The following is a 25,292-nucleotide window of genomic DNA, read 5'->3' as shown; positions in this document are numbered from 1 at the left end:
TATGCTCCGGAACCAGTTTTTTCAGACCGTCCGGAAGGGAGTCGTAAACAATCTGAGGGAAAACGGGCAAAAACTCGCCACTATCCTCTATGTCAATCTCTTGAGGCTCTTCTTCCGTATTTTCTCCTCCCAAATGGGAGGATTTGGCGGACTCGGAGGACTCGGAGGACTTTCGGAACAGCTTTTCTTTCCTGTTTTTCCCGAAATCCGCCCTACCCTTATTGTATATTCCGCGGATTGCATTTTCGATTTCTTTCTCCCCGAAATCCGGTTCGGCATAGCGGCGGACGCACTCGCTAATCGCATCGTCCATATCGAAGCCGGCATTCACCAGGCAGCCGACAAGGGATGTCAGCTGCGTGTGGCGGCTGCCACTCGTCATGGTGATTGAGGCGGCGTCGAGATAGCGGGCGATGTCGGTTGTCAAGGTGCGGTTGTCTGTCAAATTGTTTTTCTGATCTTTGGTTAAAGTGTGGGGTAAGTGTAGGATGCTGGCGTTGGGATTGTAATAAGCCTCCGCGTCGTGACTGAGAAACATCACGCGCGAGAGGTCCTTGCATGCGGGGTCGATTTCCTCGCCTAGGGCGGCGGTGATTATCTTTGCCACATGCTTATACACCACTGTGTGATTGGCAAGGCACACGTCTGCCCTGACAATTACGTGAACTCCCTCGCCACGGACGCTGACCGTGGCAAGCAATACGTAAGGAAGTTGCGACGCGCGGCGAACCACCTCGCGGGCGGGTGTTTTGCAATGGTCGATGTCGAACATCAGACAGCCCGTGTGCGACTCGGCATTCTGACCTACACGACCGCCGCTGAACACGGCATGGGGCAATATTCCACCCAGCTTGCGCTTTGCGGCATCTACTTCTTCCTTTTTGTTCTCCCCGGCTTGCAGCTGCCGGATATACTCCGTCTGCTGCCGGAGACTTCCTCCGGTTATAAGGTTGTACACTTCGCCGGACGTCATGCTCCGGCAACCGGTTTTTTCATAAATGTTTTTAACATAAATGAATCTGTTTTCCACTGGTTTGACTTGATTTTTCATTACTGATAATTTATATTAAAGTGAGTTCGATGAATTCTGAACTATCTATCAAGGCTGAAAGCCTTGTCAAATCAGGCAAATGCCTGATTTGTATAGCCCAGGGCGCGAGCCCTGGGTAAAAGCGACAAGCATCCGTTCAAAGCTCTGAAAGAGCGGCACTCCGTTCCATTGGATTTGTAATCCAATGGGAATGTCATTCAGGATTTTTAATCCCGTTTTAAATGATGTGGATTACAAATCCACCCCAAATAACCAACGGATTGCAAATCCGTTGGAACAGAACATTGTGTCGCCCCTTCAGGGCTTTTGTTTATTATGTGTCTGTGACCCAGGGCTCACGCCCTGGGCTATAAAAAGGCTTTCAGCCTTAATTATGTCCTCCTCTTCTCCTTAACTCCTTTAAACCCCTTGTCAACTTGTCCCCTCCTATCACGGCTCCCCAAAATGATCTATAAGAATCCTGACCTGTTTCGGCGTATAATACTTATTGAACTGCCGGTATCCGGCTTCCGCAAGGCGTTCTTTCAACCCGGGTGCCAGGTTTATCCATCTCCGCATTGTTTTGTATGCCGCAGTAGGTGTCTGATGTGGGAAATAAAGCATGGCGAATTCGCTCACTCCATAACTTTTGATTAATTTATTTTCCATGATATTGTTGTTTTTTGTTTTCTTAAAAATAAGGATAATTTATTAAATATCAAAATTTTAAGTCAATAAAAATCAGGTTTTTATTTCAATATTTGGACATGAATAGTATGGGTATTAATTGTTATTTTCTGTTCCAACGGATTTGCAATCCGTTGGTTGGTTTTGGAGAATTTGTAATCCACATTAATTGGAACGGGATTACAAATCCCGAATTTAATCAACATTGGATTACAAATCCAATGGAACGAGCAAAAGATGTTCGTGGTGGTCTGAGGTTGTAAATGGTTGGAATGAAGGAAGTCCTGAACGGGCGATACATATTTAGCCTGGGGTATGAGCCCCAGGTTGAAGATACGATACAAAAAAATAAGCTCTGAAGGAGCGACACTAATAAACTCGGATTGTGTCGCTCTTTCAGAGCTATAATAGAACTCTTTGTATATATTAATCTATATTTTCAATCTCCTCTATGCTTAAACCTGTACATTCTGCTATTAAATCTACAGAAATACCTTTATTCTTTAAATTTCGGGCAACTTCAGCCAATCCTTCGGCTTTTCCTTCAGCTCTTCCTTCAGCCAGTCCTTTAGCTCTCCCTTCAGCAATTCCCTCAGCAATCGCCTGTTCCTTCATATAATTCCACGTATTATAATTATCACGGTAAACCTTCAGGCAAGCTTCATATTCATCACGCTCTTTCTTGTTCATATTGACAATACGGGCTAGCTCTTCCAAACGCTGGAAAAGTGCCTTCTGTCCTTTGAACTGTAAAGATTCCAATTTCTCCATATGCTTTAAATTGTATAACCAATAATCCAATGGCGTTTCACATTCTTCTTCCGTTTTGTTGAATAATGGAAATTCGATAAATATCTCACGTATCATTTTTGATACAGGTTCACCCGTTTCCTTATCGGCAAGGATTATGTCAGTGCGCACCTTGTTAGTCTTGCCACTTTTAAAATTCAGGAAGAATATTCCATATACGGGTACTATATCGAAATTCCATCCATCGCCAATCTTGTCCTGACCAGCTATGGCACGGCAAATATAATAAAGTCCACGCTCATAAATATAAGGCTGGTTGCAATTTTGCATTTCTACTATAAACATATTGCCGTCTTTGTCCTTGCAGCGAAGATCGAACACTGCTGTTCTGCCGTCTGAGGTTTCAGGGGGCATTTCAGTGTTCATATACGTAAGGTCTTCGATATGACGCTCGCCTTCCAACAAATCATTGAGTAAGTCTATCAGCAGTTCCTTGCTGTTTTCCTGTCCGAAAAGAATTTTAAAACCTCTGTCCACAAACGGACTGATAAATACGCTTTGTTTCATAGAAAGATTTTTTAATGGTTACATTGCAAGTTTAGGGAAATAATTTGACAATAACAAATTATTTAAACACAGAGAGAGCACAGAGTTTTTTATTTTATTTCTGTTCCAACGGATTTGCAATACGTTGGTTGGTTTTGGTGGATTTGTAATCCACATTAATTGGAACAGGATTGCAAATCCCGAATAAAATCAACATTGGATTACAAATCCAATGGAACAGGGGCCTCGTCAACTTTCAACTATTTCTTTCCTTATCCCCCATCAACCAACCATAAAATGCCATAGCTGCTACTCTTTATTTTCATGTATCTTACCTTTGTGACAAAGAAAATTAATCAATGTTTTGCATAATAGTTGACGAGTTAACAAGGCTACAGGGAACAATGATTATTTACTTACTTCCTTTAAGGAATTAGAAACTTAATACTCCTTGTCAACTTGTATCTGAAGCCTTGTAAACTTTAAAAACTTCTCCTGCAAAACATTAATCACTAACCTTTAAATTTACATCTATGTCTATCAAGTATCGTTTGGTAAAAAGAAAGAACATGAGTAAGGATGCCGGAGCTGACGAAAAACTGGTGTATGCACAGGCAAGAACTTCCGGGGAATTGACTTTTGAAATGCTTTGCAAGCAAATTGCGGCACAGTCCACTGCTTCGTTCGGTGATGTGGAGCTTGTGATCAGAGGTATGGTCAGCGTTGCTACGGAAGCATTGCTCAGAGGTGAATCAGTGTCGCTCGGAGCATTGGGCAGACTGCGTGTTTCGCTGGGAAGCCAGGGTGTGGCTACGGAAGAGGAATTCACCACCGCGCTTATCCGCAAGCCGAGATATGTGTTCACTCCCGGAAGTGAGCTGAAGAAAGCTACATCGAATATGTCCGTGGAAAGAATGGCGGAAATAGTTAAGGAATGCGACAAACCTCATCTTGAATAACCATGACTGCTACTCAAATCCGCTTCGTTAAGCAGAACCTACCCCATGCCATTGCTGCAGGGGCGGCTTTTGCAATGAACCCGATTGTGATTCTTGCGCAGGCGGCCCTGGAAAGCGGCTGGGGCGAAAGCAGGCTTGCCAAGGAAGCAAATAATTTTTTCGGTCTGATGGCGTATGGTTGTTCAAACGAGTTCTGGCAGGGGAAGAAATTCCAGGCGGGAAATTCTCCGGATTCAATGAAGTTCCGACTGTATATGAAAACAGAAAATTCGTTTATGGACTTCGCCCGGCTTATACGCAACAAGTACCGTTCGGCATGGCAGATGAGCGACAAGCCGGAGGCTTATGCAAAGGAGATTGCTTACAGTATGTATATTACGGAACTCAACGGAGATAACAGGGAGCTGTATAGGAAGTCGGTTGTCTCGTGCACCAGTACAATCAGAGCAATTGTGGAGTTGATTTCGGATTGGAGGGAGACATGATTTTCAAAATGGAAACCTATATTCCTTGTCTCTGAAGCCTCGTCCACTTGTCAACTCGTCAACTCAAAAACTTAATAACTCAAAAACTTAATAACTCACATGTATGACTAAATTTAAAAAGATTCTTGAATTCATTATTGCCTTTCTCAAATTTCTGTTCAATTTCAAAAGCAGTGATAGCGAAGTTGCCAAAACTACTATGGTTTATCCTGGACGTGACAAGACGTATGTTCCGAAGACATAGGAGAAGGCGGCACTTGCAAGTTGAATTTGGATGGATGAGACTGAGGGTGCTTAGAGAGAATTATGATTAAAAACTTAAAAGGCTTCAGATATAAGTTGAGAAATAATTTTTTCAACACAGAGACACGGAGAACACGGAGATTTTAATTTCCAATTTGTCCACCCAGTGTTGAATACTCGTCAACTTGTATCTGAAGCCTTGTCAACTATTGTATCACAATGTCGGGTCTTCCTTGTGGAAATACTGGCAAAGGAACTGCCAGTTGTCCTGAATGATAGCCTTTCCACGTTCAGGACTTGAAAGGCTCTTAGTCTGGGCATCAGGAAGCAAACCTTTGTTCATCATCTCCTTCAACAATCCTAGACTGCAATGTTTAACAATGAAGAAGCTTAGAGCCTGCTGTTTTGCCATTTCTGCATTATAGAAAGGATTTCTCTTTTCTTTAACGAACTGGACTCCGTAGCTCAACACCTTGATACCTTCCTCAGGAGTTGCATAAACTGCAAATTGTTCAGGAATTTCACCGGCGATGTCTTCAAGTTCAAGTCCCAATGTCTTGTTAAGGAATTCACGGAATTCCTCTTTTGAAGTCATATAAAGGAGAAGTTTTCTTTTTGCTTCTTTCTTGAACTTCTTATATTGTTCCTGCATTTCATCCTTCATCTCAAGAACTTTTGGGTCAACGAAGTTCTGAGCCTTCTCGCCTTCCTGTTTGAAATATTCATAATCAGGATGCTCTGCCGGAATCAGTTTTGACAGCCAGTATGGGGAAGTATATGCAAGGAAATGATGTCTGGCAACGTGAGCCAGAGAATCATGTATAATCATAATATCTCCATGTCCGTTAGGATTCTGCTTCAGATAGTCCTTGACAGTGTCAGTCAGTTCCTCGTTGGTGTCGCAAAACAGATAAGAGGAATAATGGAACCAGTGAAGAAGTTCTTTATATTTCTCAGGAGTATATCTTGTTTCGACAGAGAAAAGCTTCTGCATTTTTTCGTTTTCAGGAGCAGTTGTCCAATGTTCGCAGAAAAGCTCGTATATAAGTCTTGAAGCAGCCTCGTTGGCAGGATTGTCAGGATTGACAAAAGTGCCATGCTTCCATCCGTGATATTGCTGTGTAAAATGCCAAAGAATCAGTCTTATATCCTCAAAGTTAACTTCGTCGTCATAATAATGATCGTCAGTTGTATAGAAAGGCAAATACTGACCGAATTTCTCCTTATATCCAAGGATGAAAGTGCGCCATATATTTGTTTGTGAAATAACGTCCTCGAAATATCCAGCCAAACGGATTGCAATCTGTACAGGTTCGTCTTTCTCGAAAGAGTTAACCATCTCAGTAGCTTCCAATATATCGTATATACGATTTGCAATACGTGTATAATATGAATCGACCGGCGTACTCTGAGTATAAGGATGGATTTGAAGCCAATCCTTAGGGAAAATTCTAATGTTTTTCATATTAAATTAGTTTGTCTGATCTAAAATTTTTAGGATTTGCTGCTTTTGCACGTTGCAGAGTCATGGATTCTGCAACGCTCTTCAATCCCAGTGTTCATCATAGCGATGCAAATATACAATTAAAATTGAAGTTTGCAATCAATCCTCATCAGAATCAAAATCGAAGTCAAAGTCAAAATCGTCATCCGGAGCATCATAAAAATCGGAACCTGTGAACTGTTCCAAATCACGACGGTCTTTCTTGGTTGGTCTGCCAAGTCCCTTAGCTCTGTTCACGAATCCGGATATTCTGTTCATTTCCAGCAATTCATACTGGTCAGGAGTTGTAACATTCTCCATATATTCCGGAACGAGCTTTGCTCCCATCCTACGTTCGGTAAGTGCAAGGACTTTGAAGGAGAATGTGATTGGAGGTTTTCGGACCTGCACAATATCTCCCACCTTAATCATTCGGGAAGGCTTTACGGTTACACCCCCAATCATAACACGTCCTTTTTTGCAAGCCTCGGCAGCAATCGTACGAGTCTTGAAGATACGTGTTGCCCACATCCATTTATCTATACGTACTTCGTTCATTTATTGTTATATTGATTCATTGTCAATTGAATACCTGCAAGGCAGAAACTTTTCACAATCTCTATAGCCTTTGATACGACCTCGGGCATTTGCTGAAGTTCCTCGGCAGGAAATTTTCCCAAAACATAATCAATCTGTCCGCCACGTGCAAAATCAGAGCCAATGCCGAAACGCAGACGTGCATAATTCTGAGTGCCCAGCATCTGTGCAATATTCTTCAGACCATTGTGTCCGGCATCACTTCCTTTAGGTTTCAAGCGCAATGTTCCGAAAGGCAAAGCCAGGTCGTCAACAACAACAAGAAGATTCTCAACAGGGATATTTTCCTTCTGAAGCCAATAGCGGACAGCATTGCCGCTAAGATTCATGAATGTGTTTGGTTTGAGAACAACAAGCTCGCAATTCTTCACTCTGAAACGAGCCACAGCTCCATAACGCTCTTCGGAGAACGAAGCTCCGGCTTCGTCCACAAGTTTATTTACAACCCGGAAACCTATGTTATGGCGTGTTCCAACATATTCCGAGCCTATGTTACCTAGTCCGGTTATAAGATATTTCATATTTATTCGTAAAAAAACAAAGGGCTCATTCTTTCGAACAAGCCCTTTTTATAGTTTTAGTCAAATCTGCAAGAATATTTGAAGAGTTATAAATCCCAACTCACAACCCTACAGACTTATTTACTTATCGTATTATTTACCTGATTTAGCCTGAGCACCACGAGCAGCACGAGTCAACTGAACTGCGCAAACTACAGCGTTCTTAGCATTCATCAATTCAAGGCCTTCGAAGTTCAATGCACCAACCTGAATTGTTTTACCCAAACCAAGGTGATCAACATTGATAACCAATCTTTCAGGAATTTCAGAATAGATAGCTTTAACTTTCAATTTTCTCATCTGCAATGTCAACTTACCACCGGCTTTAACACCTTCTGCGTGACCGTCCAAAACAACAGGAACTTCCATTACGATAGGTTTCTTGTCAGATACTTCAAGGAAGTCGATGTGAAGGATAGCGTCAGTTACTGGGTGGAACTGGATATCTTTCATTACAGCCATTACAGTTTTGCCATCGATAGTCAATTCAACAGCGTAGATATCTGGAGTGTAAACCAAGTTACGAACTGCAGAGTTAGTAACAGTGAAGTGTACTGTGTTTTCACCACCGTAAAGAACTGCAGGGATTTCGTCCTGTTTACGTGTAGCTTTCAATGCTCTTTTCTGATCTGCTGGTCTAGCAGCGATTTCTCTAGTCTTACCTTCTAGTTTAAATGTTTTCATCTTACAATAATTTAATGTGTTACTCAAAATTAGCTCTCTAATTTTCCCATCACACGGGTAGAAAACCGACGCGAAATTAATACAAATATTTGAATTGAGCAAATTTATCACTAATTTTGCTCGTACAAATATAATAATGTTATTCTATGATTTCCACTATGAAAGAACGGAGAAGCATCCGTAAATACAGCGACAGACCTGTTTCAGAGGAATTGATAAACGAACTGCTCAGTGTTGCAATGCGTGCTTCCAATACCGGAAATATGCAATTATACAGCGTAGTTGTGACTCGTGATGAAGAGAACAAGAAGAAACTCTCTCCTGCTCATTTCAACCAGCCGATGATTACAGAGGCTCCTGTTGTGTTGACATTCTGCGCTGATGCAAACAGATTCGTCAAATGGGCTGAGCAAAGAAATGCTCATGCTGGTTTCGACAATCTTCAGACATTCATGACTTCGAGTATCGACGCAATGCTATTCGCCGAAGCTTTCGCTGAAGCTGCTGAAGAAAAAGGACTGGGTATATGTTATCTGGGAACTACGACCTACAATGCTGACAAGATTATTGATATATTGAATCTTCCGGAGCTGGTTGTTCCTATTACAACTATAACAGTTGGTTATCCTAAAGAGCCTCTTCCTGCTGTTTCAGAAAGATTGCCTCTTGAAGCTGTAATGCATAAAGAACAATATAGTGACTACAGCCCAGAATCAATAGACATATTATATAAGGAAAAAGAAGAACTTGAAGTAAACAAGGAATTCACCCGCATAAACAACAAAGAAACACTTGCGCAAGTGTTTACAGATATCAGATATACTAAAGCAAACAACGAGCATTTTTCTGGTGTACTGATGGAAGTGCTGAAAAAACAGAAATTCATTTAAAGTAATAAAGATAATATGTTCAAAGCATTATTCTTCGACATTGACGGGACTTTGGTGAGCTTCAAAACTCACCAGATTCCCGAATCAACCGTTAAGGCTATCGAAGCAGCCAAAGCAAAAGGAATAAAAATTTTCATTTCAACAGGACGACCAATACCAATCATAAACAATCTAAACTCCATAAAACATCTAATTGATGGCTATATCACTACAAATGGAGCATATTGCATTGTCGGGAATGAGGTAATATCATGCAATCCCATACCTAAAAAAGACGTGGAGTCACTGATTTCCCTTTCAGACAAATATAAATTCCCATGTATTTTCGTAGGAGAGAAAGAACTTTTGGTTTACAACAATAGTCCTATTGTAAAACAGATTTTCAGCGATTTCCTGCAAGTACATAATCTTGCAGTTGGTGACCCTCGCAAACTTATGGAGGAACAGGAAATAATCCAGACAACACCATTCATCACTGAAGAACAGGAAAAGGATATTATGCCTATGCTTCCAGGTTGTATCTCCGGACGTTGGTATCCTGCATTTGCCGATGTCACGGCAATTGGAAGTGATAAGGGAAACGGAATAAAACATATTGCCCGTCATTTCGGTTTCGAAATAGAAGAAACTATGGCTTTCGGTGACGGAGGTAATGATATAAGCATGATTAAAGTTGCCGGTGTGGGTGTTGCCATGGGGAATGCCAACGATTCACTGAAAGAGGTGGCAGACTATATTACAACAGATGTTGATAACAACGGTATTGAGGCTGCAATGAAACACTGGAAGATTATAGACTGACAGAAACCTTATCAATGGCTTAAGTTAATAATATATGTTTTGCTTGGAGGAAATATTCTTTTTCAAGCAAAACATATTAAGCCTCTGATTAGCAATAATATTACCAATACATAATTTCAAAATAAAAGTTAAAACACAAATTTAAAGCAAATTTTTATCTGAAAAAGCTTGGAGATAAAAATATAATCACTACCTTTGCATCGCATTTGAGAAACAACGACACTCAAGGATAACAAAAAACGGGGTGTAGCGCAGTCCGGTTAGCGCACCTGCTTTGGGAGCAGGGGGTCCCAGGTTCGAATCCTGGTACCCCGACAGAAGAAAGAGAAAACGATTGTTTTCTCTTTCTTTTTTTATTATCACCATACAACCCTCTCTCCTACATATTCAAAAGATAATGCAAGAATAAAAATATATTGTATATCAAACCACACATTTCATTTTCCTTTCTTTGCATTCAGAAATAAAACAAATAACATGAATAAATTCGGTAAATTATTTTTTGCAGCAGCATTAAGTTGCTTTGCAATGTCGGCATTTGCAGATAACGACTATAACAAACTAAGAATAGTCCAAAAACAAATCTTGGAAGACAAAACAATGGACCGTGTGAACGAGATGGCACACGAAATAGTTTCGTCTGGATTGAACGCCGGTGATGGATATGGAGAAGTTTGGATAAGAGATTTCAATACATTCATACAAGTTGCCATGGATGTATCTCCGGATTCAACAATTACTCACGCGCTGAATACTTTTTTCCATTTCCAGGGTAAAAACGGAGATATAGTGGACGGATATATAGATATCAAAAAAGCAGACCTGAACAATGTGGGCGGATATAAATACAGACTTTCAGAAACATGTTCGTTATATGCAGCTCACAAAAACACGGTTGAAACAGACCACGAGACATCCCTAATCCAAGCTGTTTACCAATATATAAAGAAAAGCGGAAACAAAAATTACCTGAAAACAGTTGTTGCAGGAAAAACTGTTGAAGAGAGAATGGAAGAATCTCTTGAATTCCTGATGAACGAAAAGCTGAACAAGCAATACGGACTTATAATAGGAGCCACGACAGCAGACTGGGGTGACGTGCAACCAGAACATATCTGGGGTGTGGAGATTGACGAGAATACACATTTCACTATAGATATATATGACAATGCCATGCTTGTCCTGGCTTTGGAAAATTATATCGAGCTTACAGACGATACGTCAAAAAAAGCGAAATGGAGCAAGGTAAAAGAATATATCAAAACTAACATAAGAAAATATCTGTGGGATAACAAAAATGAAAAATTCATCCCTCACATTTATCTAAACGGCTCTCCTTTCCCTGAATCATTCGATGAGAACCAGATTTATTATCACGGAGGAACAGCTGTCGCTATACTTGCCGGATTGTTGTCAAAAGAAGAAATTGAAACAGCAAATGCAAAGATGCTGGAAAATGTAAAAAAAGCGAAGGCTCAGACAATCGGTCTGACTATGTATCCTACATATCCGGCAGGATATTTCAAAGGTGTTGGAATGTATCCTTTCGGTTATCAGAATGGTGGAGACTGGACTTGGTTTGGAGCCAGAATGATTTGGGCTTTGACAGAAAACGGAATGATAGAAGAAGCCTATAACGAGCTTAAACCTATGCTGCAAAGGGTTATTGAAAACAAAGGTTTCAACGAATGGTACACTCAGTCTGGTGAGCCAAAAGGCTCAGGCACATTCCGTGGAGAAGCCGGTGTTCTGGTGAAAGCTATTGAAATGCTGAGAGAATGGGCAGTAAACTACAATGCTCTGCCTGATTCAAACATAAAAGACAGTAAAGTTATTTTTACTTTCGGACAATCAAACTCTGCTAATCATGGACAGGGACATTATTTCCCGACACATAATGTAATGAATTATTTCGACGGGAAAATATATCCATCTCAAGACCCTCTGATTGGTGCAACAGGCGAAGGTGGTAGCGTTTGGAATATCGTTGCAGACAAGATGATTGAAGAAAAAATGGCAAAATCTGTTACAATAATTCCTATAGGAGTTGGAGGCGTGGAAATTTCTGCATGGGCTAAAGGTGGTTTTCTGCATGAAAAACTTATCAGCACTGTTGAGCAAATAAAAGAAAAAGGTATCAAACCGGATTATATTTTATGGCATCAAGGTGAGAGTGATAATATTGCAGGCACTTCAACCGAAGAATATATTGCCCGTTTTGAGACCATACGCGAAGTGTTCCGTTCCAGAGGTATAAAAGCTCCGATTGTTATAGCAATTGCCAGCTACCATCCTAATCTTGTGGAAAAAGACAATGGATTCAACGAAAATATAAGAAAAGCTCAAAAACAGTTAGCAGAAAAATATGATGATATATTCATAGGTCCGGATACAGACAATCTTGATAAAGTATATCAGCGTGCTGACGGCATACATTTCTCTACTGTTGGACAAAAGGAACATGCAGAAGGATGGATTGAGGCTATCAAGAAAGTCAAGTAAATCAGTTCTATAAGTTAAGCACAAAAGCATAATTACAAAATTATTTTTCTGATCTATACTCCCTAATCTGTTATACTGGTAAAGATTATTTACAAGAGCAACAGAATAGGGAGTTTTTTTAAAGCATTAGCAATATTCTTTACCAATTTCACTAATTTTGCATAAATCATCATCAAAAACTTTATATTATGAGAGGGATTATATTTACAGTTATTTTATCAGCATTTATTTGTAGTACAATAAATGCTCAATTCAAAATTGGTGGAAAAACTATCAATACCAGTAAAGTTCTACAAGCTGCTGGGGACGTTGCAAAAGCAATAACATTATCCGACCAGGACATTGCCGAAATGAGTAAGGAATATATGGTATGGATGGACAAGAACAATGAAATAGCAGGTCCAGAGACAGAACTAGGAGCCAGACTGGAACGTCTGACTAAAAACATAAAAGTTGATGGACTGGATTTGAATTTCAAAGTATATAATGTTGTTGATGTAAACGCATTTGCCTGTGGAGACGGAAGTGTCAGAGTATGTGCCGGTCTTATGAAAATAATGGACGACAACGAAGTTCTTGCCGTAATAGGTCACGAAATAGGCCATGTGGTTCATAGCGACTCAAAAGACGCAATGAAAAATGCATATCTTACTTCTGCTGCAAAGAATGCAGTAGGAAGCATTGAAGGAACAATCTCTAAACTATCAGACTCACAACTGGGAGAGCTGGCTACTGCTCTGGCAGGTGCACAATACTCACAGAAGCAAGAAAACGAAGCTGACGACTACGGTTTTGAATTCAGCATCAAAAACGGACTTGACCCATATAGTATGCACGATTCATTGGCAAAACTTCTTGAGCTGGATGGCGGAACCAGTCAGTCAAGCGTAATAAGAAAATTATTCTCAAGTCATCCTGAAACACAAAAACGTGTGGATAGAATGAAAGAAAAAGCTGACGAATATGTAGCAAAAAACAAATAAACTGTTAACTAACCTTTCCCATGGAATCACATTAGCAAAATAAGGTTAAACCAAGAAAATTTATGCTTCAAAACTATGCTGAATAACATAAAATACTCTATATTTGCATCGTGTTTTTCATGGTATTAGATTTAAGGTTAGCAATGAAGATTGGTTGTCGGGATGACAACCTTTTCTTTTTTATATAGGTTACATATTTTTCCCGAGATTAATACCTCATCCATTATTCATAAACATCCAATATAAATTCATTAATAAAACCTTTCCCTCATTATTATTCATGGTAAGTTATATAATTTGTGAATCTTGATTAAAAAAATTACAAGCATAACACAAACTATTAAATAAAAAACAATTATCTTTGCAGTCTAATTTACAAATCAAGAAGTTCTTTCAAACGATGATTAACAGAATTTTAATCCGCATTAAAGTTTTACAGATAGTTTACTCTTACTATCAGAATGGTAATGGCGATTTGAAAACAGCAGAAAATGAATTGCTGTTCAGCCTTCAGAAATCGTATGACTTATACAATTACCTGCTCCTCCTAATCATTGAAGTTACCAACCTTCATCGACGGACATTAGACATCCGCAAACACAAGTTTATGCCAACAGATGAAGATTTGAATCCGAACACTCGTTTTATCGACAACCGCTTTGTTGCACAACTTGCCGAAAATGAAATGTTGCAGAAAAATGTTTCGGAACAAGGTCTCTCATGGGATAATGATGAAGAATTTGTCAAAATGGTTCTTGATCTTATTCTTTCTTCAAATATATATGCAGAATATTTGGCTAACGAAGACGATTCATATGAAACAGACAGAGAATTCTGGCGTGCAGTTTTCAAAAATCTGATTTGCGGAAATGATGATATCATCGAATATCTTGAAGACAAGAGCATCTATTGGAACGACGATATTGAAATCGTTGAAACTTTTGCTTTGAAAACAATCAAAAAATTCGAAGAATCTGCCGGCAAGAAACAGCCTATCCAACCAATGTTCAAAGATTTGGAAGATAAAGCATTCGCTGTTAAACTTTTCCGTCAGTCACTGTTGAAAGGTAAAGAATACAGAGAAAGAATCAACAAACATATCAAGAACTGGGAAGCAGAACGTATTGCAAACATGGATTTGATCATCATGCAAGTTGCTATTGCCGAGATATTGAATTTCCCAACAATACCGGTAAGTGTTTCTTTGAATGAATATATCGATGCTGCCAAATACTACAGCACACCTAAGAGCGGAACATTTATCAATGGTATCCTAGACTCTATTGTAAATGAATTAAAAGCTGAAAAACTTTTGTTTAAAGATTAATTTACTTACATTTGTCCTGTCACTATTGACAGATAACAATGTAAAAACAATTTTATAACAATGAATTTATTGAGTATTTTGCTTCAAGCTAATGCAGCTGAGCAGTCACAATGGTCAGGGATTATCATGATGATTGTTATCGTAGCAATCTTTTATTTCTTCATGATTCGCCCTCAGCAGAAAAGACAAAAGGAAATCCAGAAAGCTCGCGAAGCTCTGAAAGTCGGAGATAAGGTTATCACAGCCGGAGGAGTTTATGGAAAGCTTAAAGAAATCGGAGATGTTTATATGATTATTGAAATCGCAAATGGTGTAAACATTCAGATAGACAAGACTTCGGTTTTCGCATCACCAGAAGATGCTAAACAGAAATAAAATAAAAAAGTAAAAACAATATGTCACGACTTGATTCTTTTAAAGACAATCTCAAGGCCGCCGTGACGAAGATTGAAGCTTCTTTGCGTCGGTATCGATGGAAAGAAGCTTTAATTTTTTCATCCTTCACTCTCCTTGCCCTTGGATTTTGGTTACTTGTTAGTTTACAGCAGGAATATGAAACGGAAATATCAATCCCTGTTGTATATCACAATATTCCACCAGATATTTCTTTCTCCGAAGAAATGCCCAAGAAGATAACAGTAAGAATAAAGGACAAAGGCAATGTGTTGCTTAACTACAGTATCAGAGGACGTTTTATGCCTCTGGAAGTTGACATGAAAAACTCATCGTCAAAAACCGGAACTCTTTCTGTTTCAAGAGAAGAGATTGAAGCATCCGTATCAAAACAAATATTGTCTACAACTATTGTCAACGGATATTATCCTCAAAAAATTGACTTGAAATATAGTCCTATTTCCGAGAAAGAAGTTCCTGTAATTTTCGATGGAGAAATAAAGACACAGCCGGGATACAGACTTTCTGGAGATATAAAAATATCACCGTCGAGAATTTCCGTATATGCCAACAAAGAAGTATTGGATTCTGTATTTGAAGTGAAAACTTCATTTATAAAAATAGAGAAAGGAGAAAAAACTGTTTCCCGAAACATCAAACTTGCTCCAATAAAAGGAGTGAATTTCAGCTCTGATGCAGTGTCTGTAATCATTCCTATTGAAGAGTTCACAGAGAAAACAATCAAAGTGCACGTTGAATGCGAAGATGTCCCGTCGCAATACATTATAAGGACTTTCCCTGCAGAAATTGAGGTAACTTGCAATATTCCAATATCAAGATTCAAAGAACTTGATGCAGAAGATTTGGCAATAAACCTCTCTTTCAAAGACATGGAGGAAATTATAAATGGAGCTATAAGCATAGATTTGACTAAAAAGCCGGAATGGATAAAAGACTATATGCTGAATCCGAATAAAATAGAATTTATATTGGAAAAAAAGAGTTACTGATGATTAGAATTGGAATAACAGGAGGAATTGGCAGTGGTAAATCAGTAGTTGCCTCTCTCTTGTCGGTATATAATATACCAGTATACATAGCTGACAACGAAAGCAAAAAACTGACAGATACTTCTGAAGTAATAAAAGGCAAACTTGTCTCTCTGTTTGGAAATGACATTTACAATAATAATGGTCTTGACAGAAAACTGCTTGCCAAGCATATTTTCGGGAACAAAGAAATGCTTGCAAAGGTAAACAGTATTATCCATCCAGAAGTAAACAAGCATTTCAATTGCTGGGCTGAATCACAGAAAACAAAAGCTTGCGCTATTGAATCCGCCATCCTTTTTGAATCAGGATTTGACAAAACTGTTGATGTCAAGCTTATGGTTTATGCTCCAAAAGATATTCGTATCCAACGGGCTATTATGAGAGATGGGGCATCAAGAGAAGAGATTGAACGCAGGATTAACAGCCAAATGGCAGACGAAGAAAAGAGCAAACTTGCAGATTTTACAATCATTAACGACGGAATTTCTGCATTAATACCTCAAATGGAAAACTTTTTGCGCAAGTATGATTTGTGATATCCACAAGTTATACTAAATTTGCAACCCATATAAGTTTAACTCTATTAAGAAAGATATAACGATTATGTTGAAAACAATCTTATCCATTTCAGGAAGACCAGGACTATTCAGATTGGTCTCTCACGGAAAGAATATGTTAATTGTAGAATCATTGGTTGACAAGAAGAAAGTTCCAGCCTATGCAAAAGATAAAGTAATTTCATTGGGCGATATCGCAATCTACACCAACGAAGGCGAAGTTCCATTGCATGATGTTCTGGAAAGTGTAAAAAATAAGGAAAACGCAGCTAAAGCTTCAATCAGCACTTCTGCTAAACCTGAAGAATTGCGTGCTTATATGGCTGAAGTTCTTCCTGAATTCGACCGTGAACGTGTTTACCCAAGCGATATCAAGAAACTTATCAGCTGGTATAACATCCTTGTTGAAGCTGGAATCACCGAATTCGTTCCTGCAGAACCGGAAAAAGTTGAAGAAAAAACTGAAGCAGCAACAGAAGAAAAAACTGCTGAATAAATTTGAAAAATACATATAAAAAAGAGGATAAGTCTTTGGAATGATATATCACCAAGCTTATCCTCTTTTTCTATATTCTTATATATTCTTATTTCTTATCCCCTCCACCGGCAAATGCTGAATAAAGCTGAAATATTGCAGCAATAAATAGACATAATATCCATTCCGTACGGGAATTAAACATCAAACCAGAAGAAACAATCATCAAAAGTCCCGCCAACACGTTGAAACGGTGCAATCGTTTCTGACGGAATTCCATATTATCTACCCGAACTGAAAGATACGAAACTGCCACACCTGCCGAACCAACCGCAAACAAATATGGTGCAAATCCCCATTTCGAGAGATACAACATAGCTCCAATCACAACCAAAGTATAAGACAAGCAGAATATCGCACTCCTAATTTTTGACTCCATCCGTATATAATTAATTCTTAATTTTTAAATTACTCTTCTTTAATAATAAAGATATCCTCATTCTGGCGTTTCATCAAATATTCTTCACGGGCAAAACGCTCAAGTCCGTCTTTATCAGTATGAAGTTCATTCAGTTTGCGGCTGTTCACTTCTATTTCTTTCTTGTAATATTCTATTTCCTCTTTCAGACTTCTTATTTTTTCATCATAGGTATATCGCTTGTATAGGCTACTGTCTCCTGCAAAAAATATAAGAATAAGGAACACTATTATCACGACCCAATACATATTGAGACCGGACAAATATTTTTCATAAAGCTCTTTCAACCGTTTCATGCAAGATTAATTTTTTTACAAAGGTAATTTAATTATTTTGCTTATCTTTGTCTATAAGAATAAAAAAGCAAAGAATGGATAATTATATTGTATCGGCAAGAAAATACAGACCGGCAACATTCAAGGATGTTGTAGGTCAGAAAGCCCTTACTACAACACTGAAGCATGCCATCGAAAACAACAAACTGGCTCATGCTTATCTTTTTTGCGGACCTCGTGGAGTCGGCAAAACTTCATGTGCCCGTATTTTCGCTAAAACCATTAACTGCCTTAATCCTACAGCAGATGGCGAAGCTTGCAATGAATGTGAATCCTGCAAAGCTTTCAACGAGCAACGTTCATATAACATTCACGAGCTGGACGCAGCATCAAACAACTCTGTGGATGATATCAGACAGCTAATCGAACAGGTTCGTATTCCTCCTCAGATAGGAAGATACAAAGTGTTTATCATCGACGAGGTTCATATGCTCAGTTCCCAGGCTTTCAATGCATTCCTGAAAACACTTGAGGAACCGCCTCATCATGCATTGTTTATTCTTGCCACGACTGAGAAACATAAAGTTTTACCTACAATATTGTCACGTTGCCAGACTTATGATTTCTCTCGCATTACAATTTCAGATATCGTTGAACATCTGCAATATGTTGCATCACGTGAGAACATAAAAGCTGAGCCTGAAGCTCTGAACGTCATTGCCCAAAAGGCAGACGGAGGAATGCGTGACGCTCTTTCTCTGTTTGACCAGGCAGCGAATTATACAAACGGAAACATTACATATCAGGCAATCATTGAAAACCTGAATGTTCTGGACTACGATTACTTCTTCCGTATGACGGATTTTATTCTTAATGGAAACATCAGAGGTGCATTGTTGCTGCTTAACGAAATTCTGAACAAAGGTTTTGACGGACAGAATATAATTTCCGGACTTGCCTCCCACTTCCGTGATTTGCTGGTATGCCAAGACGAAGAAACAATCGTGCTTTTCGAAGTTGGCTCGTCAATCAAGGAAAAATACAAGAATATGGCTAAACGCTGTCCGGAGAATGTGCTATTCAAAGCATTGGAATTAGCCAACAATTGTGATTTGAACTATAAAGCTAGCCGAAACAAAAGATTATTGCTTGAACTTACTTTGATTCAGATATGCCAACTGAACAAGCACAGCGAAGAAGAGAAAAAAAAAACAATAATTGAGCCTATCAGCACAGCACAAGAAGTTGCTAACAACGCTCCCACACCTGTTGCCAAACAACAGACCGAAAAAACAGTCGTAACACATGTTCCGACTAATATACAAAATCCAGTAACTCACAATCTGACTCAGCCAACTGTTCCTCCAGCTACAAAACGCGCAGCCAGACCACCAATGGGCGGAACTTCTCTGAAAGATTTGGGAGTAAAGAAGAAAACCATTGGCGGAGATTCTGTATCTGCCTCAGCTGTTATGCCTGAGCAGAACAATAATTTTACAGAAACAGAACTTATCAATGCCTGGGATAATCTGGCTAATTCAATCGAAGAGAAAGTATTCCTTAAGAATACGATGCTGAACTGTAAGCCTAAGTTGCTTGATAATTTTTATTTCGAGATAGCAGTTCACAATCCTCCTCAGCAGGAAGAACTGATAAATTCCGCAATAGATATTTTATCTGTTCTCAGAAACAAACTTGGAAACTCTCATATCCAAATGAAAGTGAGAGTTCAGGAAACAAACGAGAAACATCTGGCATACACAGCAGCCGAAAAATTAGATTTACTAATGACTATAAATCCGACTTTAGGAAAACTGAAAAATGAATTTGATTTGAGAGTTGACTAAGAGGAAATTTTATATACTGATTTAACAAAGCGAATGTCGTTATGTTTTTTAAAAAAGATGCCGACGTTTTTTTAGAAATCTGCCTATGTTTTCGGAAAAACATAGGCAGATTTTTTATGAGTAATGTTACATCCTGATGTATTTTCAGAAACGTTCTGCATTATGATTGAACAATCGCTGTTCTGCCAGACGTTCATACTTAGTTCCAGGACGTCCATAATTACAATAAGGATAAATGCTGATACCGCCACGTGGAGTAAATATACCAGTCACCTCAATATATTTAGGGTCCATCAACTTAATCAAATCCTTCATGATTTTGTTTACACAATCTTCATGAAAATCTCCATGATTGCGGAAGCTGAACAGATAAAGTTTCAGACTTTTGCTCTCAACCATTTTGACATCTGGTATGTAATCAATATATATGGTAGCAAAATCAGGCTGACCTGTAATAGGACACAGACTTGTAAACTCAGGGCAGTTAAATCTTACCCAATAATCGTTTTCAGGATGTTTATTTGTAAATGCTTCAAGCACCTCAGGTGCGTAATCCTGGCGATAAACAGTTGTTCCACCCAGCAAGTGCAATTCGTTTTCCTCTTTTCGTGTATCCATATTTATTATAGAGTTTTATTTTTCTTTGCCAAATACTGTTGCAAACCTTTGTTGCGAAGTGTACATGCCGGACAATGACCGCAACCGTCGGCAATAACACCGTTATAACAAGTAAGAGTTTTGTTTCGGACAAGGTCGAAAACACCAAGCTGGTCCGAAAGCTCCCACACTCCGCATTTGTCCAGATTCATCAAAGGTGTGTGAATAACAAACTGTTCGTCAATAGCAAGATTCAACGTAACATTCAGCGAACGGATGAATGTATCCCTACAATCCGGATAGCCGCTGAAATCTGCCTCGGAAACACCAGTAACGAGATTGTAAATGCCATGAGCACGTGCAAGTATTGCTGCAAAAGTAAGAAACACCATATTACGTCCTGGAACAAACGTATTAGGATATGAATCCTGCGGTTTCTCTGCATCCATCTCGATTGAGGAATTTGTAAGGGAACAATTGGTGTCCAACTGACTTATTAATGAGACATCCAATAAATGGAAAGGAACATTAGCATCTGTGGCTATCTGACGAGCCACTTCCACTTCCTGGGAATGTTTCTGTCCGTAAGTAAAACAAACGGCTTCAACATGAGAAAAATGCTTCTTCGCCCAAAACAGACAAGTAGTTGAATCCTGTCCTCCGGAGAAGCATACCATAGCTGCATTTTTATTCTTCATAAATTCTTGTTTTTAATACGTGGTTTAGCAAGCACACGGAAAAGAATACATTTCTTTTCAACGACAAAGGTAAAAATATTTAATGAAAAAATAAAGAAACCACCTTGTCCGCCAACGATATTGCACACAAAACGCAATTTTGTGCTGCACATTTTATATCTATTTGTGCAATTATTCAAAAAAGTTAATATCTTTGCACCCGTTTTTGCATCTTATGATGCATTTAGTATTCACTATAATTTAATTTTATGAAGAAGATTATCGCACTAGCATGTATTTCGGCACTGCCTTTCTCTTATGCATCAGCCGAAGGTTTTCAGGTAAATGCACAAAGTACAAAGCAGGCTGGTATGGGACATGTTGGAGCTGCCATGAAACTTGGCGCTGAAAGTATGCACTTCAACCCTGCAGGTTTGGTGTTTATGGATAAGAGCGTTGATTTGTCAGCAGGTGTTTCTGCTGTTTTCCCTAATGCATCATGCACAGTTGGAGACAAGAAATACAACTCAGACAACACACCTAGCACTCCTTTATATGTATATGCCGGATTTAAAATTTACGACAATCTTGCAGCAGGTGTTATGATAAACACTCCATACGGAAGCAGCATTAACTGGGGTAACGACTGGGCGGGAGCTCATTTGGTTCAGGACATCTCATTGAAGGCTTTCAATATCCAGCCAACAGTTTCATGGAAAATCATGGATAAACTTAGCGTTGGTGCAGGTCTGATGATGGAATTCGGAAACATCACCCTAAACCGCGCATTGATTGGACCAGGAGCTATGACAAATATGGCAAACGGAATGCTTGGTTCTGTACTTGAACAATATCCCCAAATCAAACCTATGGTTGACCCTATTATCGAAGAAATGAAAAGATACGACGAAACATCCGCAGCTTCTGTTTCTCTGAACGGAAAAGCAGGAATGAGATTCGGATTCAACGTCGGTGCCATGTATGATATCAATGAGAAATGGACAATCGGTTTGTCATACCGCTCAAAAGTTGTAGCAAAAGTTGAAGAAGGCGACATTGCATTGAAATATGCTAACAAAGAACATTTGGAAGGATTGCTTGGCAATGTGAACAACCTTATTGCTATGGCTAAGCAAATGGGTATACAGAATTTGCCTGACGGAATCGCTGTTCCTCCACTGGAAAGCGGCACATTCTCTGCGGAGCTTCCTTTGCCTGACAACTGGAATGCTGCCGTTACATACCGTCCTAATGACAGATGGACAGTTTCTGGAGAAGTTCAGTTCGTAGGTTGGGGCGCTTATAAGTCATTGGACGTTAAGTTCAATCCAGATGCAGAACTTGGCAAATATAACATCAGTGCTCCTAAAGAATATAAGAACACTCGTATTTATCGCCTTGGAGCACAATTCGCTGCTACTGAAAGATTCGACATCCGTTTCGGTGCATACTATGATGAATCTCCTGTAAAAGACGATTATCTTAACCCAGAAACTCCAAGTATGAACAAACTTGGAATTACAGCAGGTTTGAGCTTCAGACCGGTTAAGCCTTTGTCTGTTGACTTTGCATTCTCGTATGTTACAGGTTTCGGACGCGACGGTTCATACACAGACTTGGATTTGCTTCAGCAGCCAAGAACATTCAGCGGACATTATCAGGCATACGCACTTACTCCGGCACTTGGTGTTTCATACAGCTTCTAAGCAAAAGGTATAAACATACTATCTATTAATTTATATATAAAAGAGACATGAAGAAACAGTACTAGCCACAGAGCTATTCTGAATCTTCATGTCTCTTTTTTTTTATACTATTATACTATAGTTATAATACAATTTCTCCCGAAAGAAAGTGTATAACACTTATCTTCCGGGAGAAATTCATCTTAAATCAAAACAAAGGATTATCCACTTTTTCATCAAGCAAAGCCAAATCAATAACCTGGCGAATATCTTCAACGAAATGGAATTTCAAACCTTTCAAATAGTCTGCCTTTATTTCATCAATATCTTTCTTATTGTCCTTACATAGAATAATCTCTTTTATTCCGGCACGTTTAGCAGCAAGGATTTTCTCCTTGATTCCACCAACTGGAAGAACCTTTCCGCGGAGAGTTATTTCTCCTGTCATTGCCAGGCTGCTCTTTACCTTTCTTTGTGTAAATGCCGAAACCAAAGAAGTAACCATTGTCACACCTGCACTCGGACCATCTTTTGGAATAGCTCCTTCCGGAACATGAACATGAACATTCCAAGAAGTGAACATATCTTCATTTATTCCAAACAAAGATGCATGTGCACGGATATATTCAAGAGCAATAACTGCTGATTCCTTCATCACATCACCAAGATTTCCTGTCAGTGTCAGCTTTCCTTCTTTTCCCTTGCTCAAACTTGATTCCACGAAAAGAATTTCGCCGCCAACAGCTGTCCAAGCCAATCCGGTAACAACTCCGGCGTATTCATTGCCCTGATATTTATCTCTGCTATATTCTTCTGCACCCAGATATTCCTTCAGCTCTTCAGGTTTAATCTGTACGCATCCATTATATCCGTTTGTTGCAACATCACGAGCTACCTTGCGGACAACTTTAGCAATCTTCTTGTCAAGTTCGCGAACACCACTTTCTCTTGTATATGATTCAATTATCTTGTCGAGAGTTTTCTTAGGGAATTTTACAGCTTTCTTCTCCAATCCATGAGCTTCAATCTGTTTCGGAACAAGATGTCTTGCGGCAATCTCAACCTTTTCTTCCTGTATATATCCGCTCACTTCGATAAGTTCCATACGGTCAAGAAGTGGCTGTGAGATTGTGTTCAGATTATTGGCTGTAGCAATAAACATCACCTTGCTCAAATCATAGTCGATATCCAGATAGTTATCATGGAATGTTCCGTTCTGTTCAGGGTCAAGAACTTCAAGCAATGCAGAAGACGGATCACCTTTGAAGTCGCTTGTTATCTTATCAATCTCATCAAGGACAAACACAGGATTGGAAGTTCCCGCTTTCTGAATATTGCTTATTATTCGTCCGCACATTGCACCGATGTAAGTGCGACGATGACCACGTATCTCCGCCTCATCATGAAGTCCGCCAAGTGATACACGAACATATTTTCTGCCCAAAGCATCAGCGATTGAACGGCCGAGCGAAGTCTTTCCAACTCCCGGAGGACCGTAAAGACATATAATCGGAGATTTCATATCACCTTTCAGCTTCAACACAGCCAAATGTTCGATTATACGCTCTTTGACTTTCTCAAGTCCGTAATGATCTCTATCCAGAACCTTTTGAGCATGAACAAGATTAAAATTATCCTTGCTATACTCGTTCCATGGAAGATTCACAATTGTCTGGACATATTGCATTTGAATTGAGAAATCCGGAGACTGAGGATGCAATCTCTCAAGCTTTCTTATTTCCTTGTCGAATATTTGAGCAACAGATGATGGCCAATTCTTTTTCAGACCTTTTTCCTTCAACTCGCGAATTTCCTGCTCATTGATGTTTCCACCCAATTCTTCCTGAATTGTCTTGATCTGCTGCTGAAGGAAATATTCTTTCTGCTGTTTGTCAAGGTCTTCCTGAGTCTTCATCTGGATTGAAGCTTTAAGCTCAAGAAGCTGATATTCTCTGTTAAGAATAGACAACAGACGGAAAGCACGTTCACGCAAGTCGTTTATCAACAAAAGCTGCTGCTTTTCAGCTGCCGAAGTCAATATATTGGCACATGCAAAGTTTATTATATACAAAGCATTGCGGTTGTTCTTGATTGAAAAAATCAACTCACGCTGCACAGGCTCAGGACTAGCACTGAGCAGTTTTATTGTCATATCCTTAACCGATGAAGTCAAAGCCTCAAATTCACGGTCGCTTGCATCCGGACGAGTTTCCTCGAGTAATGTTATGGAACCTTTCAGATAAGGTTCAGTCTCAGTCAGTTCGTTTAAGATAAAGCGTTTCTTGCCTTGAAGTATAACTGTAGTGGTTCCATCCGGCATTTCCAGAACACGGATGATATCTGCAACAGTTCCAGTTGCATACAAATCATCGAAACCTGGTTCTTCAGTTTCAACTTCGCGCTGACAAACCACACCGATAAGAGCTTTATTGTCTATTGCCTCCTTAATCAGACGCATTGATTTCGGGCGACCAACTATCACGGGCATAGCAACACCAGGGAAAAGAACCATATTACGAAGTGGCAAAATAGGCAACTCATCACCCACTTTGTCTATACCTTCCGAAAAGTCTTCGTCTGCATCGCAATCTGTCAATATAGGCATTACAACACCGACAGTATCATCTACATCCAATGTACTCTGACTAAATAATTTTTTCCTTTTAATCTTCATATATTATTAAATGGCTAACACAGATATCCAGAAATGCTTCTGTGTATTTATGAGC

29 protein-coding genes, 1 tRNA gene and 1 pseudogene are annotated in these 25,292 nt (G+C 39.3%); 18 read left to right on the top strand and 13 right to left on the bottom strand.

Annotated features, from left to right (window positions below; translation table 11 throughout):
* Position 1 precedes the first annotated feature (1 nt).
* Positions 2–391, top strand: a complete 390-nt coding sequence (locus ACYIAR_RS14190; protein WP_480333689.1) for a hypothetical protein — start codon at positions 2–4, stop codon at positions 389–391.
* A 174-nt stretch (positions 392–565) separates the two neighbouring features.
* On the opposite strand, the pseudogene ACYIAR_RS14185 reads toward ACYIAR_RS14190, so the two are convergent.
* Positions 566–826, bottom strand: a pseudogene (locus ACYIAR_RS14185) (BT4734/BF3469 family protein); the annotation flags it as partial.
* Between ACYIAR_RS14185 and ACYIAR_RS14180 the strand changes: the two are divergent.
* Entirely contained in the window at positions 755–1,057 is a 303-nt protein-coding gene (locus tag ACYIAR_RS14180; RefSeq protein WP_480333687.1) for a hypothetical protein, read from the top strand. The pseudogene ACYIAR_RS14185 and the gene ACYIAR_RS14180 overlap by 72 nt on opposite strands.
* A 65-nt stretch (positions 1,058–1,122) precedes the next feature.
* On the opposite strand, the gene ACYIAR_RS14175 is transcribed toward ACYIAR_RS14180, so the two are convergent.
* Together ACYIAR_RS14175 and ACYIAR_RS14170 are read right to left on the bottom strand one after the other, a co-directional pair.
* The gene (locus tag ACYIAR_RS14175; RefSeq protein WP_480330461.1) at positions 1,123–1,248 is read right to left on the bottom strand and encodes a hypothetical protein; all 126 of its coding nucleotides are present in this window, start codon (positions 1,246–1,248) and stop codon (positions 1,123–1,125) included.
* A 232-nt stretch (positions 1,249–1,480) separates the two neighbouring features.
* Entirely contained in the window at positions 1,481–1,699 is a 219-nt protein-coding gene (locus tag ACYIAR_RS14170) for a DUF4248 domain-containing protein (protein WP_480330459.1), read from the bottom strand.
* Positions 1,700–1,806: 107 nt separating this feature from the next.
* Here ACYIAR_RS14170 and ACYIAR_RS14165 point away from each other — a divergent pair, with 107 nt between their 5' ends.
* The gene (locus tag ACYIAR_RS14165) at positions 1,807–1,980 is read left to right on the top strand and encodes a hypothetical protein (protein ID WP_480330457.1); all 174 of its coding nucleotides are present in this window, start codon (positions 1,807–1,809) and stop codon (positions 1,978–1,980) included.
* 163 nt (positions 1,981–2,143) lie between these two features.
* On the opposite strand, the gene ACYIAR_RS14160 is transcribed toward ACYIAR_RS14165, so the two are convergent.
* Positions 2,144–3,034 (bottom strand): Rpn family recombination-promoting nuclease/putative transposase, encoded by an 891-nt coding sequence (locus ACYIAR_RS14160; protein ID WP_480330455.1) that lies wholly within the window; start codon positions 3,032–3,034, stop codon positions 2,144–2,146.
* Between the two features lie 512 nt (positions 3,035–3,546).
* On the opposite strand from ACYIAR_RS14160, the gene ACYIAR_RS14155 reads away from it, so the two are divergent.
* The 3 genes from ACYIAR_RS14155 to ACYIAR_RS14145 all read left to right on the top strand — a co-directional run bounded on the left by ACYIAR_RS14155 (position 3,547) and on the right by ACYIAR_RS14145 (position 4,701).
* The gene (locus ACYIAR_RS14155) at positions 3,547–3,972 is read left to right on the top strand and encodes an HU family DNA-binding protein (RefSeq protein ID WP_480330453.1); all 426 of its coding nucleotides are present in this window, start codon (positions 3,547–3,549) and stop codon (positions 3,970–3,972) included.
* Between the two features lie 2 nt (positions 3,973–3,974).
* Positions 3,975–4,457, top strand: coding sequence for a glucosaminidase domain-containing protein (locus tag ACYIAR_RS14150; RefSeq protein WP_480330451.1), 483 nt, complete (start codon positions 3,975–3,977; stop codon positions 4,455–4,457).
* A gap of 103 nt (positions 4,458–4,560) precedes the next feature.
* Positions 4,561–4,701, top strand: a complete 141-nt coding sequence (locus ACYIAR_RS14145) for a hypothetical protein (RefSeq protein ID WP_480330449.1) — start codon at positions 4,561–4,563, stop codon at positions 4,699–4,701.
* A gap of 213 nt (positions 4,702–4,914) precedes the next feature.
* Here ACYIAR_RS14145 and ACYIAR_RS14140 read toward each other — a convergent pair whose 3' ends face one another.
* From ACYIAR_RS14140 to ACYIAR_RS14125, 4 genes are all read right to left on the bottom strand, one after another.
* Positions 4,915–6,165, bottom strand: a complete 1,251-nt coding sequence (locus ACYIAR_RS14140) for a DUF3843 family protein (RefSeq protein ID WP_480330447.1) — start codon at positions 6,163–6,165, stop codon at positions 4,915–4,917.
* 138 nt (positions 6,166–6,303) lie between these two features.
* Positions 6,304–6,741 carry an RNA-binding S4 domain-containing protein gene (locus ACYIAR_RS14135; protein ID WP_480330445.1) on the bottom strand — a complete coding sequence of 146 codons (438 nt, stop codon included), beginning with the start codon at positions 6,739–6,741 and terminating at the stop codon, positions 6,304–6,306.
* Complete coding sequence (gene pth / locus ACYIAR_RS14130; protein WP_480330443.1) at positions 6,738–7,301, bottom strand: aminoacyl-tRNA hydrolase; 564 nt, start codon at positions 7,299–7,301, stop codon at positions 6,738–6,740. The genes ACYIAR_RS14135 and pth overlap by 4 nt, the downstream gene beginning before the upstream one ends.
* A 132-nt stretch (positions 7,302–7,433) precedes the next feature.
* Positions 7,434–8,024 (bottom strand): 50S ribosomal protein L25/general stress protein Ctc, encoded by a 591-nt coding sequence (locus tag ACYIAR_RS14125; protein ID WP_480330441.1) that lies wholly within the window; start codon positions 8,022–8,024, stop codon positions 7,434–7,436.
* A gap of 146 nt (positions 8,025–8,170) precedes the next feature.
* Here ACYIAR_RS14125 and ACYIAR_RS14120 point away from each other — a divergent pair, with 146 nt between their 5' ends.
* The 10 genes from ACYIAR_RS14120 to ACYIAR_RS14075 all read left to right on the top strand — a co-directional run bounded on the left by ACYIAR_RS14120 (position 8,171) and on the right by ACYIAR_RS14075 (position 17,025).
* Positions 8,171–8,914, top strand: a complete 744-nt coding sequence (locus ACYIAR_RS14120) for a nitroreductase family protein (protein ID WP_480330439.1) — start codon at positions 8,171–8,173, stop codon at positions 8,912–8,914.
* Positions 8,915–8,929: 15 nt separating this feature from the next.
* Positions 8,930–9,715: a Cof-type HAD-IIB family hydrolase gene (locus ACYIAR_RS14115; RefSeq protein ID WP_480330437.1), complete on the top strand. Its 786-nt coding sequence runs from the start codon at positions 8,930–8,932 to the stop codon at positions 9,713–9,715.
* A gap of 240 nt (positions 9,716–9,955) precedes the next feature.
* A tRNA-Pro gene (locus ACYIAR_RS14110) sits at positions 9,956–10,030 on the top strand.
* Positions 10,031–10,192: 162 nt separating this feature from the next.
* Positions 10,193–12,217: a sialate O-acetylesterase gene (locus tag ACYIAR_RS14105; protein ID WP_480330435.1), complete on the top strand. Its 2,025-nt coding sequence runs from the start codon at positions 10,193–10,195 to the stop codon at positions 12,215–12,217.
* A gap of 188 nt (positions 12,218–12,405) precedes the next feature.
* On the top strand, positions 12,406–13,200 hold the full coding sequence (locus ACYIAR_RS14100; protein WP_480330433.1) for a M48 family metallopeptidase: 795 nt from the start codon (positions 12,406–12,408) through the stop codon (positions 13,198–13,200).
* 400 nt (positions 13,201–13,600) lie between these two features.
* Positions 13,601–14,527, top strand: coding sequence for a transcription antitermination factor NusB (gene nusB, locus ACYIAR_RS14095; RefSeq protein WP_480330431.1), 927 nt, complete (start codon positions 13,601–13,603; stop codon positions 14,525–14,527).
* Between the two features lie 60 nt (positions 14,528–14,587).
* Entirely contained in the window at positions 14,588–14,902 is a 315-nt protein-coding gene (gene yajC, locus ACYIAR_RS14090) for a preprotein translocase subunit YajC (RefSeq protein WP_480330429.1), read from the top strand.
* A gap of 20 nt (positions 14,903–14,922) precedes the next feature.
* On the top strand, positions 14,923–15,930 hold the full coding sequence (locus ACYIAR_RS14085; protein WP_480330427.1) for a CdaR family protein: 1,008 nt from the start codon (positions 14,923–14,925) through the stop codon (positions 15,928–15,930).
* On the top strand, positions 15,930–16,508 hold the full coding sequence (gene coaE / locus ACYIAR_RS14080) for a dephospho-CoA kinase (RefSeq protein ID WP_480330426.1): 579 nt from the start codon (positions 15,930–15,932) through the stop codon (positions 16,506–16,508). Before ACYIAR_RS14085 ends, coaE begins: the two co-directional genes overlap by 1 nt.
* A gap of 67 nt (positions 16,509–16,575) precedes the next feature.
* A complete protein-coding gene (locus tag ACYIAR_RS14075) occupies positions 16,576–17,025 on the top strand; it encodes a DUF5606 family protein (protein WP_480330424.1) in 450 nt (149 codons plus the stop codon).
* 88 nt (positions 17,026–17,113) lie between these two features.
* Here ACYIAR_RS14075 and ACYIAR_RS14070 read toward each other — a convergent pair whose 3' ends face one another.
* A complete protein-coding gene (locus ACYIAR_RS14070) occupies positions 17,114–17,443 on the bottom strand; it encodes a hypothetical protein (RefSeq protein WP_480330422.1) in 330 nt (109 codons plus the stop codon).
* Positions 17,444–17,472: 29 nt separating this feature from the next.
* Positions 17,473–17,778 carry an FtsB family cell division protein gene (locus ACYIAR_RS14065; protein WP_480330420.1) on the bottom strand — a complete coding sequence of 102 codons (306 nt, stop codon included), beginning with the start codon at positions 17,776–17,778 and terminating at the stop codon, positions 17,473–17,475.
* Between the two features lie 74 nt (positions 17,779–17,852).
* Between ACYIAR_RS14065 and ACYIAR_RS14060 the strand changes: the two genes are divergently transcribed.
* Entirely contained in the window at positions 17,853–19,604 is a 1,752-nt protein-coding gene (locus ACYIAR_RS14060; RefSeq protein ID WP_480330418.1) for a DNA polymerase III subunit gamma/tau, read from the top strand.
* A 144-nt stretch (positions 19,605–19,748) separates the two neighbouring features.
* Here ACYIAR_RS14060 and queF read toward each other — a convergent pair whose 3' ends face one another.
* Together queF and queC are read right to left on the bottom strand one after the other, a co-directional pair.
* Positions 19,749–20,222, bottom strand: a complete 474-nt coding sequence (gene queF / locus ACYIAR_RS14055) for a preQ(1) synthase (protein WP_480330416.1) — start codon at positions 20,220–20,222, stop codon at positions 19,749–19,751.
* A gap of 5 nt (positions 20,223–20,227) precedes the next feature.
* Complete coding sequence (queC, locus tag ACYIAR_RS14050; protein WP_480330414.1) at positions 20,228–20,899, bottom strand: 7-cyano-7-deazaguanine synthase QueC; 672 nt, start codon at positions 20,897–20,899, stop codon at positions 20,228–20,230.
* 248 nt (positions 20,900–21,147) lie between these two features.
* Between queC and ACYIAR_RS14045 the strand changes: the two genes are divergently transcribed.
* The gene (locus ACYIAR_RS14045) at positions 21,148–22,584 is read left to right on the top strand and encodes an OmpP1/FadL family transporter (protein WP_480330412.1); all 1,437 of its coding nucleotides are present in this window, start codon (positions 21,148–21,150) and stop codon (positions 22,582–22,584) included.
* Between the two features lie 187 nt (positions 22,585–22,771).
* On the opposite strand, the gene lon is transcribed toward ACYIAR_RS14045, so the two are convergent.
* Positions 22,772–25,237 carry an endopeptidase La gene (lon, locus tag ACYIAR_RS14040; RefSeq protein ID WP_480330410.1) on the bottom strand — a complete coding sequence of 822 codons (2,466 nt, stop codon included), beginning with the start codon at positions 25,235–25,237 and terminating at the stop codon, positions 22,772–22,774.
* Positions 25,238–25,292: the final 55 nt, after the last annotated feature.

The sequence above is a fragment of the Parabacteroides sp. KHUB-01 genome (assembly GCF_056640935.1).
The sequence above is the reverse complement of the archived record's forward strand: the minus strand, read 5'-3'. Positions and strand labels throughout refer to the sequence as shown.

Excerpts from the sequence above, each read along its gene's own strand:
- ACYIAR_RS14105 (WP_480330435.1), top strand. The coding sequence starts at position 10,193 with ATGAATAAATTCGGTAAATTATTTTTTGCAGCAGCATTAAGTTGCTTT.
- queC (WP_480330414.1), bottom strand. The coding sequence starts at position 20,899 with ATGAAGAATAAAAATGCAGCTATGGTATGCTTCTCCGGAGGACAGGAT.
- ACYIAR_RS14135 (WP_480330445.1), bottom strand. The coding sequence starts at position 6,741 with ATGAACGAAGTACGTATAGATAAATGGATGTGGGCAACACGTATCTTC.
- pth (WP_480330443.1), bottom strand. The coding sequence starts at position 7,301 with ATGAAATATCTTATAACCGGACTAGGTAACATAGGCTCGGAATATGTT.
- ACYIAR_RS14060 (WP_480330418.1), top strand. The coding sequence starts at position 17,853 with ATGGATAATTATATTGTATCGGCAAGAAAATACAGACCGGCAACATTC.
- ACYIAR_RS14155 (WP_480330453.1), top strand. The coding sequence starts at position 3,547 with ATGTCTATCAAGTATCGTTTGGTAAAAAGAAAGAACATGAGTAAGGAT.
- ACYIAR_RS14120 (WP_480330439.1), top strand. The coding sequence starts at position 8,171 with ATGATTTCCACTATGAAAGAACGGAGAAGCATCCGTAAATACAGCGAC.
- ACYIAR_RS14115 (WP_480330437.1), top strand. The coding sequence starts at position 8,930 with ATGTTCAAAGCATTATTCTTCGACATTGACGGGACTTTGGTGAGCTTC.
- yajC (WP_480330429.1), top strand. The coding sequence starts at position 14,588 with ATGAATTTATTGAGTATTTTGCTTCAAGCTAATGCAGCTGAGCAGTCA.
- ACYIAR_RS14140 (WP_480330447.1), bottom strand. The coding sequence starts at position 6,165 with ATGAAAAACATTAGAATTTTCCCTAAGGATTGGCTTCAAATCCATCCT.
- ACYIAR_RS14150 (WP_480330451.1), top strand. The coding sequence starts at position 3,975 with ATGACTGCTACTCAAATCCGCTTCGTTAAGCAGAACCTACCCCATGCC.
- ACYIAR_RS14065 (WP_480330420.1), bottom strand. The coding sequence starts at position 17,778 with ATGAAACGGTTGAAAGAGCTTTATGAAAAATATTTGTCCGGTCTCAAT.
- nusB (WP_480330431.1), top strand. The coding sequence starts at position 13,601 with ATGATTAACAGAATTTTAATCCGCATTAAAGTTTTACAGATAGTTTAC.
- ACYIAR_RS14190 (WP_480333689.1), top strand. The coding sequence starts at position 2 with ATGCTCCGGAACCAGTTTTTTCAGACCGTCCGGAAGGGAGTCGTAAAC.
- ACYIAR_RS14170 (WP_480330459.1), bottom strand. The coding sequence starts at position 1,699 with ATGGAAAATAAATTAATCAAAAGTTATGGAGTGAGCGAATTCGCCATG.
- ACYIAR_RS14085 (WP_480330427.1), top strand. The coding sequence starts at position 14,923 with ATGTCACGACTTGATTCTTTTAAAGACAATCTCAAGGCCGCCGTGACG.
- ACYIAR_RS14145 (WP_480330449.1), top strand. The coding sequence starts at position 4,561 with ATGACTAAATTTAAAAAGATTCTTGAATTCATTATTGCCTTTCTCAAA.
- ACYIAR_RS14100 (WP_480330433.1), top strand. The coding sequence starts at position 12,406 with ATGAGAGGGATTATATTTACAGTTATTTTATCAGCATTTATTTGTAGT.
- ACYIAR_RS14180 (WP_480333687.1), top strand. The coding sequence starts at position 755 with ATGGTCGATGTCGAACATCAGACAGCCCGTGTGCGACTCGGCATTCTG.
- ACYIAR_RS14125 (WP_480330441.1), bottom strand. The coding sequence starts at position 8,024 with ATGAAAACATTTAAACTAGAAGGTAAGACTAGAGAAATCGCTGCTAGA.
- ACYIAR_RS14165 (WP_480330457.1), top strand. The coding sequence starts at position 1,807 with ATGGGTATTAATTGTTATTTTCTGTTCCAACGGATTTGCAATCCGTTG.
- ACYIAR_RS14160 (WP_480330455.1), bottom strand. The coding sequence starts at position 3,034 with ATGAAACAAAGCGTATTTATCAGTCCGTTTGTGGACAGAGGTTTTAAA.
- lon (WP_480330410.1), bottom strand. The coding sequence starts at position 25,237 with ATGAAGATTAAAAGGAAAAAATTATTTAGTCAGAGTACATTGGATGTA.
- ACYIAR_RS14045 (WP_480330412.1), top strand. The coding sequence starts at position 21,148 with ATGAAGAAGATTATCGCACTAGCATGTATTTCGGCACTGCCTTTCTCT.
- queF (WP_480330416.1), bottom strand. The coding sequence starts at position 20,222 with ATGGATACACGAAAAGAGGAAAACGAATTGCACTTGCTGGGTGGAACA.
- coaE (WP_480330426.1), top strand. The coding sequence starts at position 15,930 with ATGATTAGAATTGGAATAACAGGAGGAATTGGCAGTGGTAAATCAGTA.
- ACYIAR_RS14175 (WP_480330461.1), bottom strand. The coding sequence starts at position 1,248 with ATGACATTCCCATTGGATTACAAATCCAATGGAACGGAGTGCCGCTCT.
- ACYIAR_RS14075 (WP_480330424.1), top strand. The coding sequence starts at position 16,576 with ATGTTGAAAACAATCTTATCCATTTCAGGAAGACCAGGACTATTCAGA.
- ACYIAR_RS14070 (WP_480330422.1), bottom strand. The coding sequence starts at position 17,443 with ATGGAGTCAAAAATTAGGAGTGCGATATTCTGCTTGTCTTATACTTTG.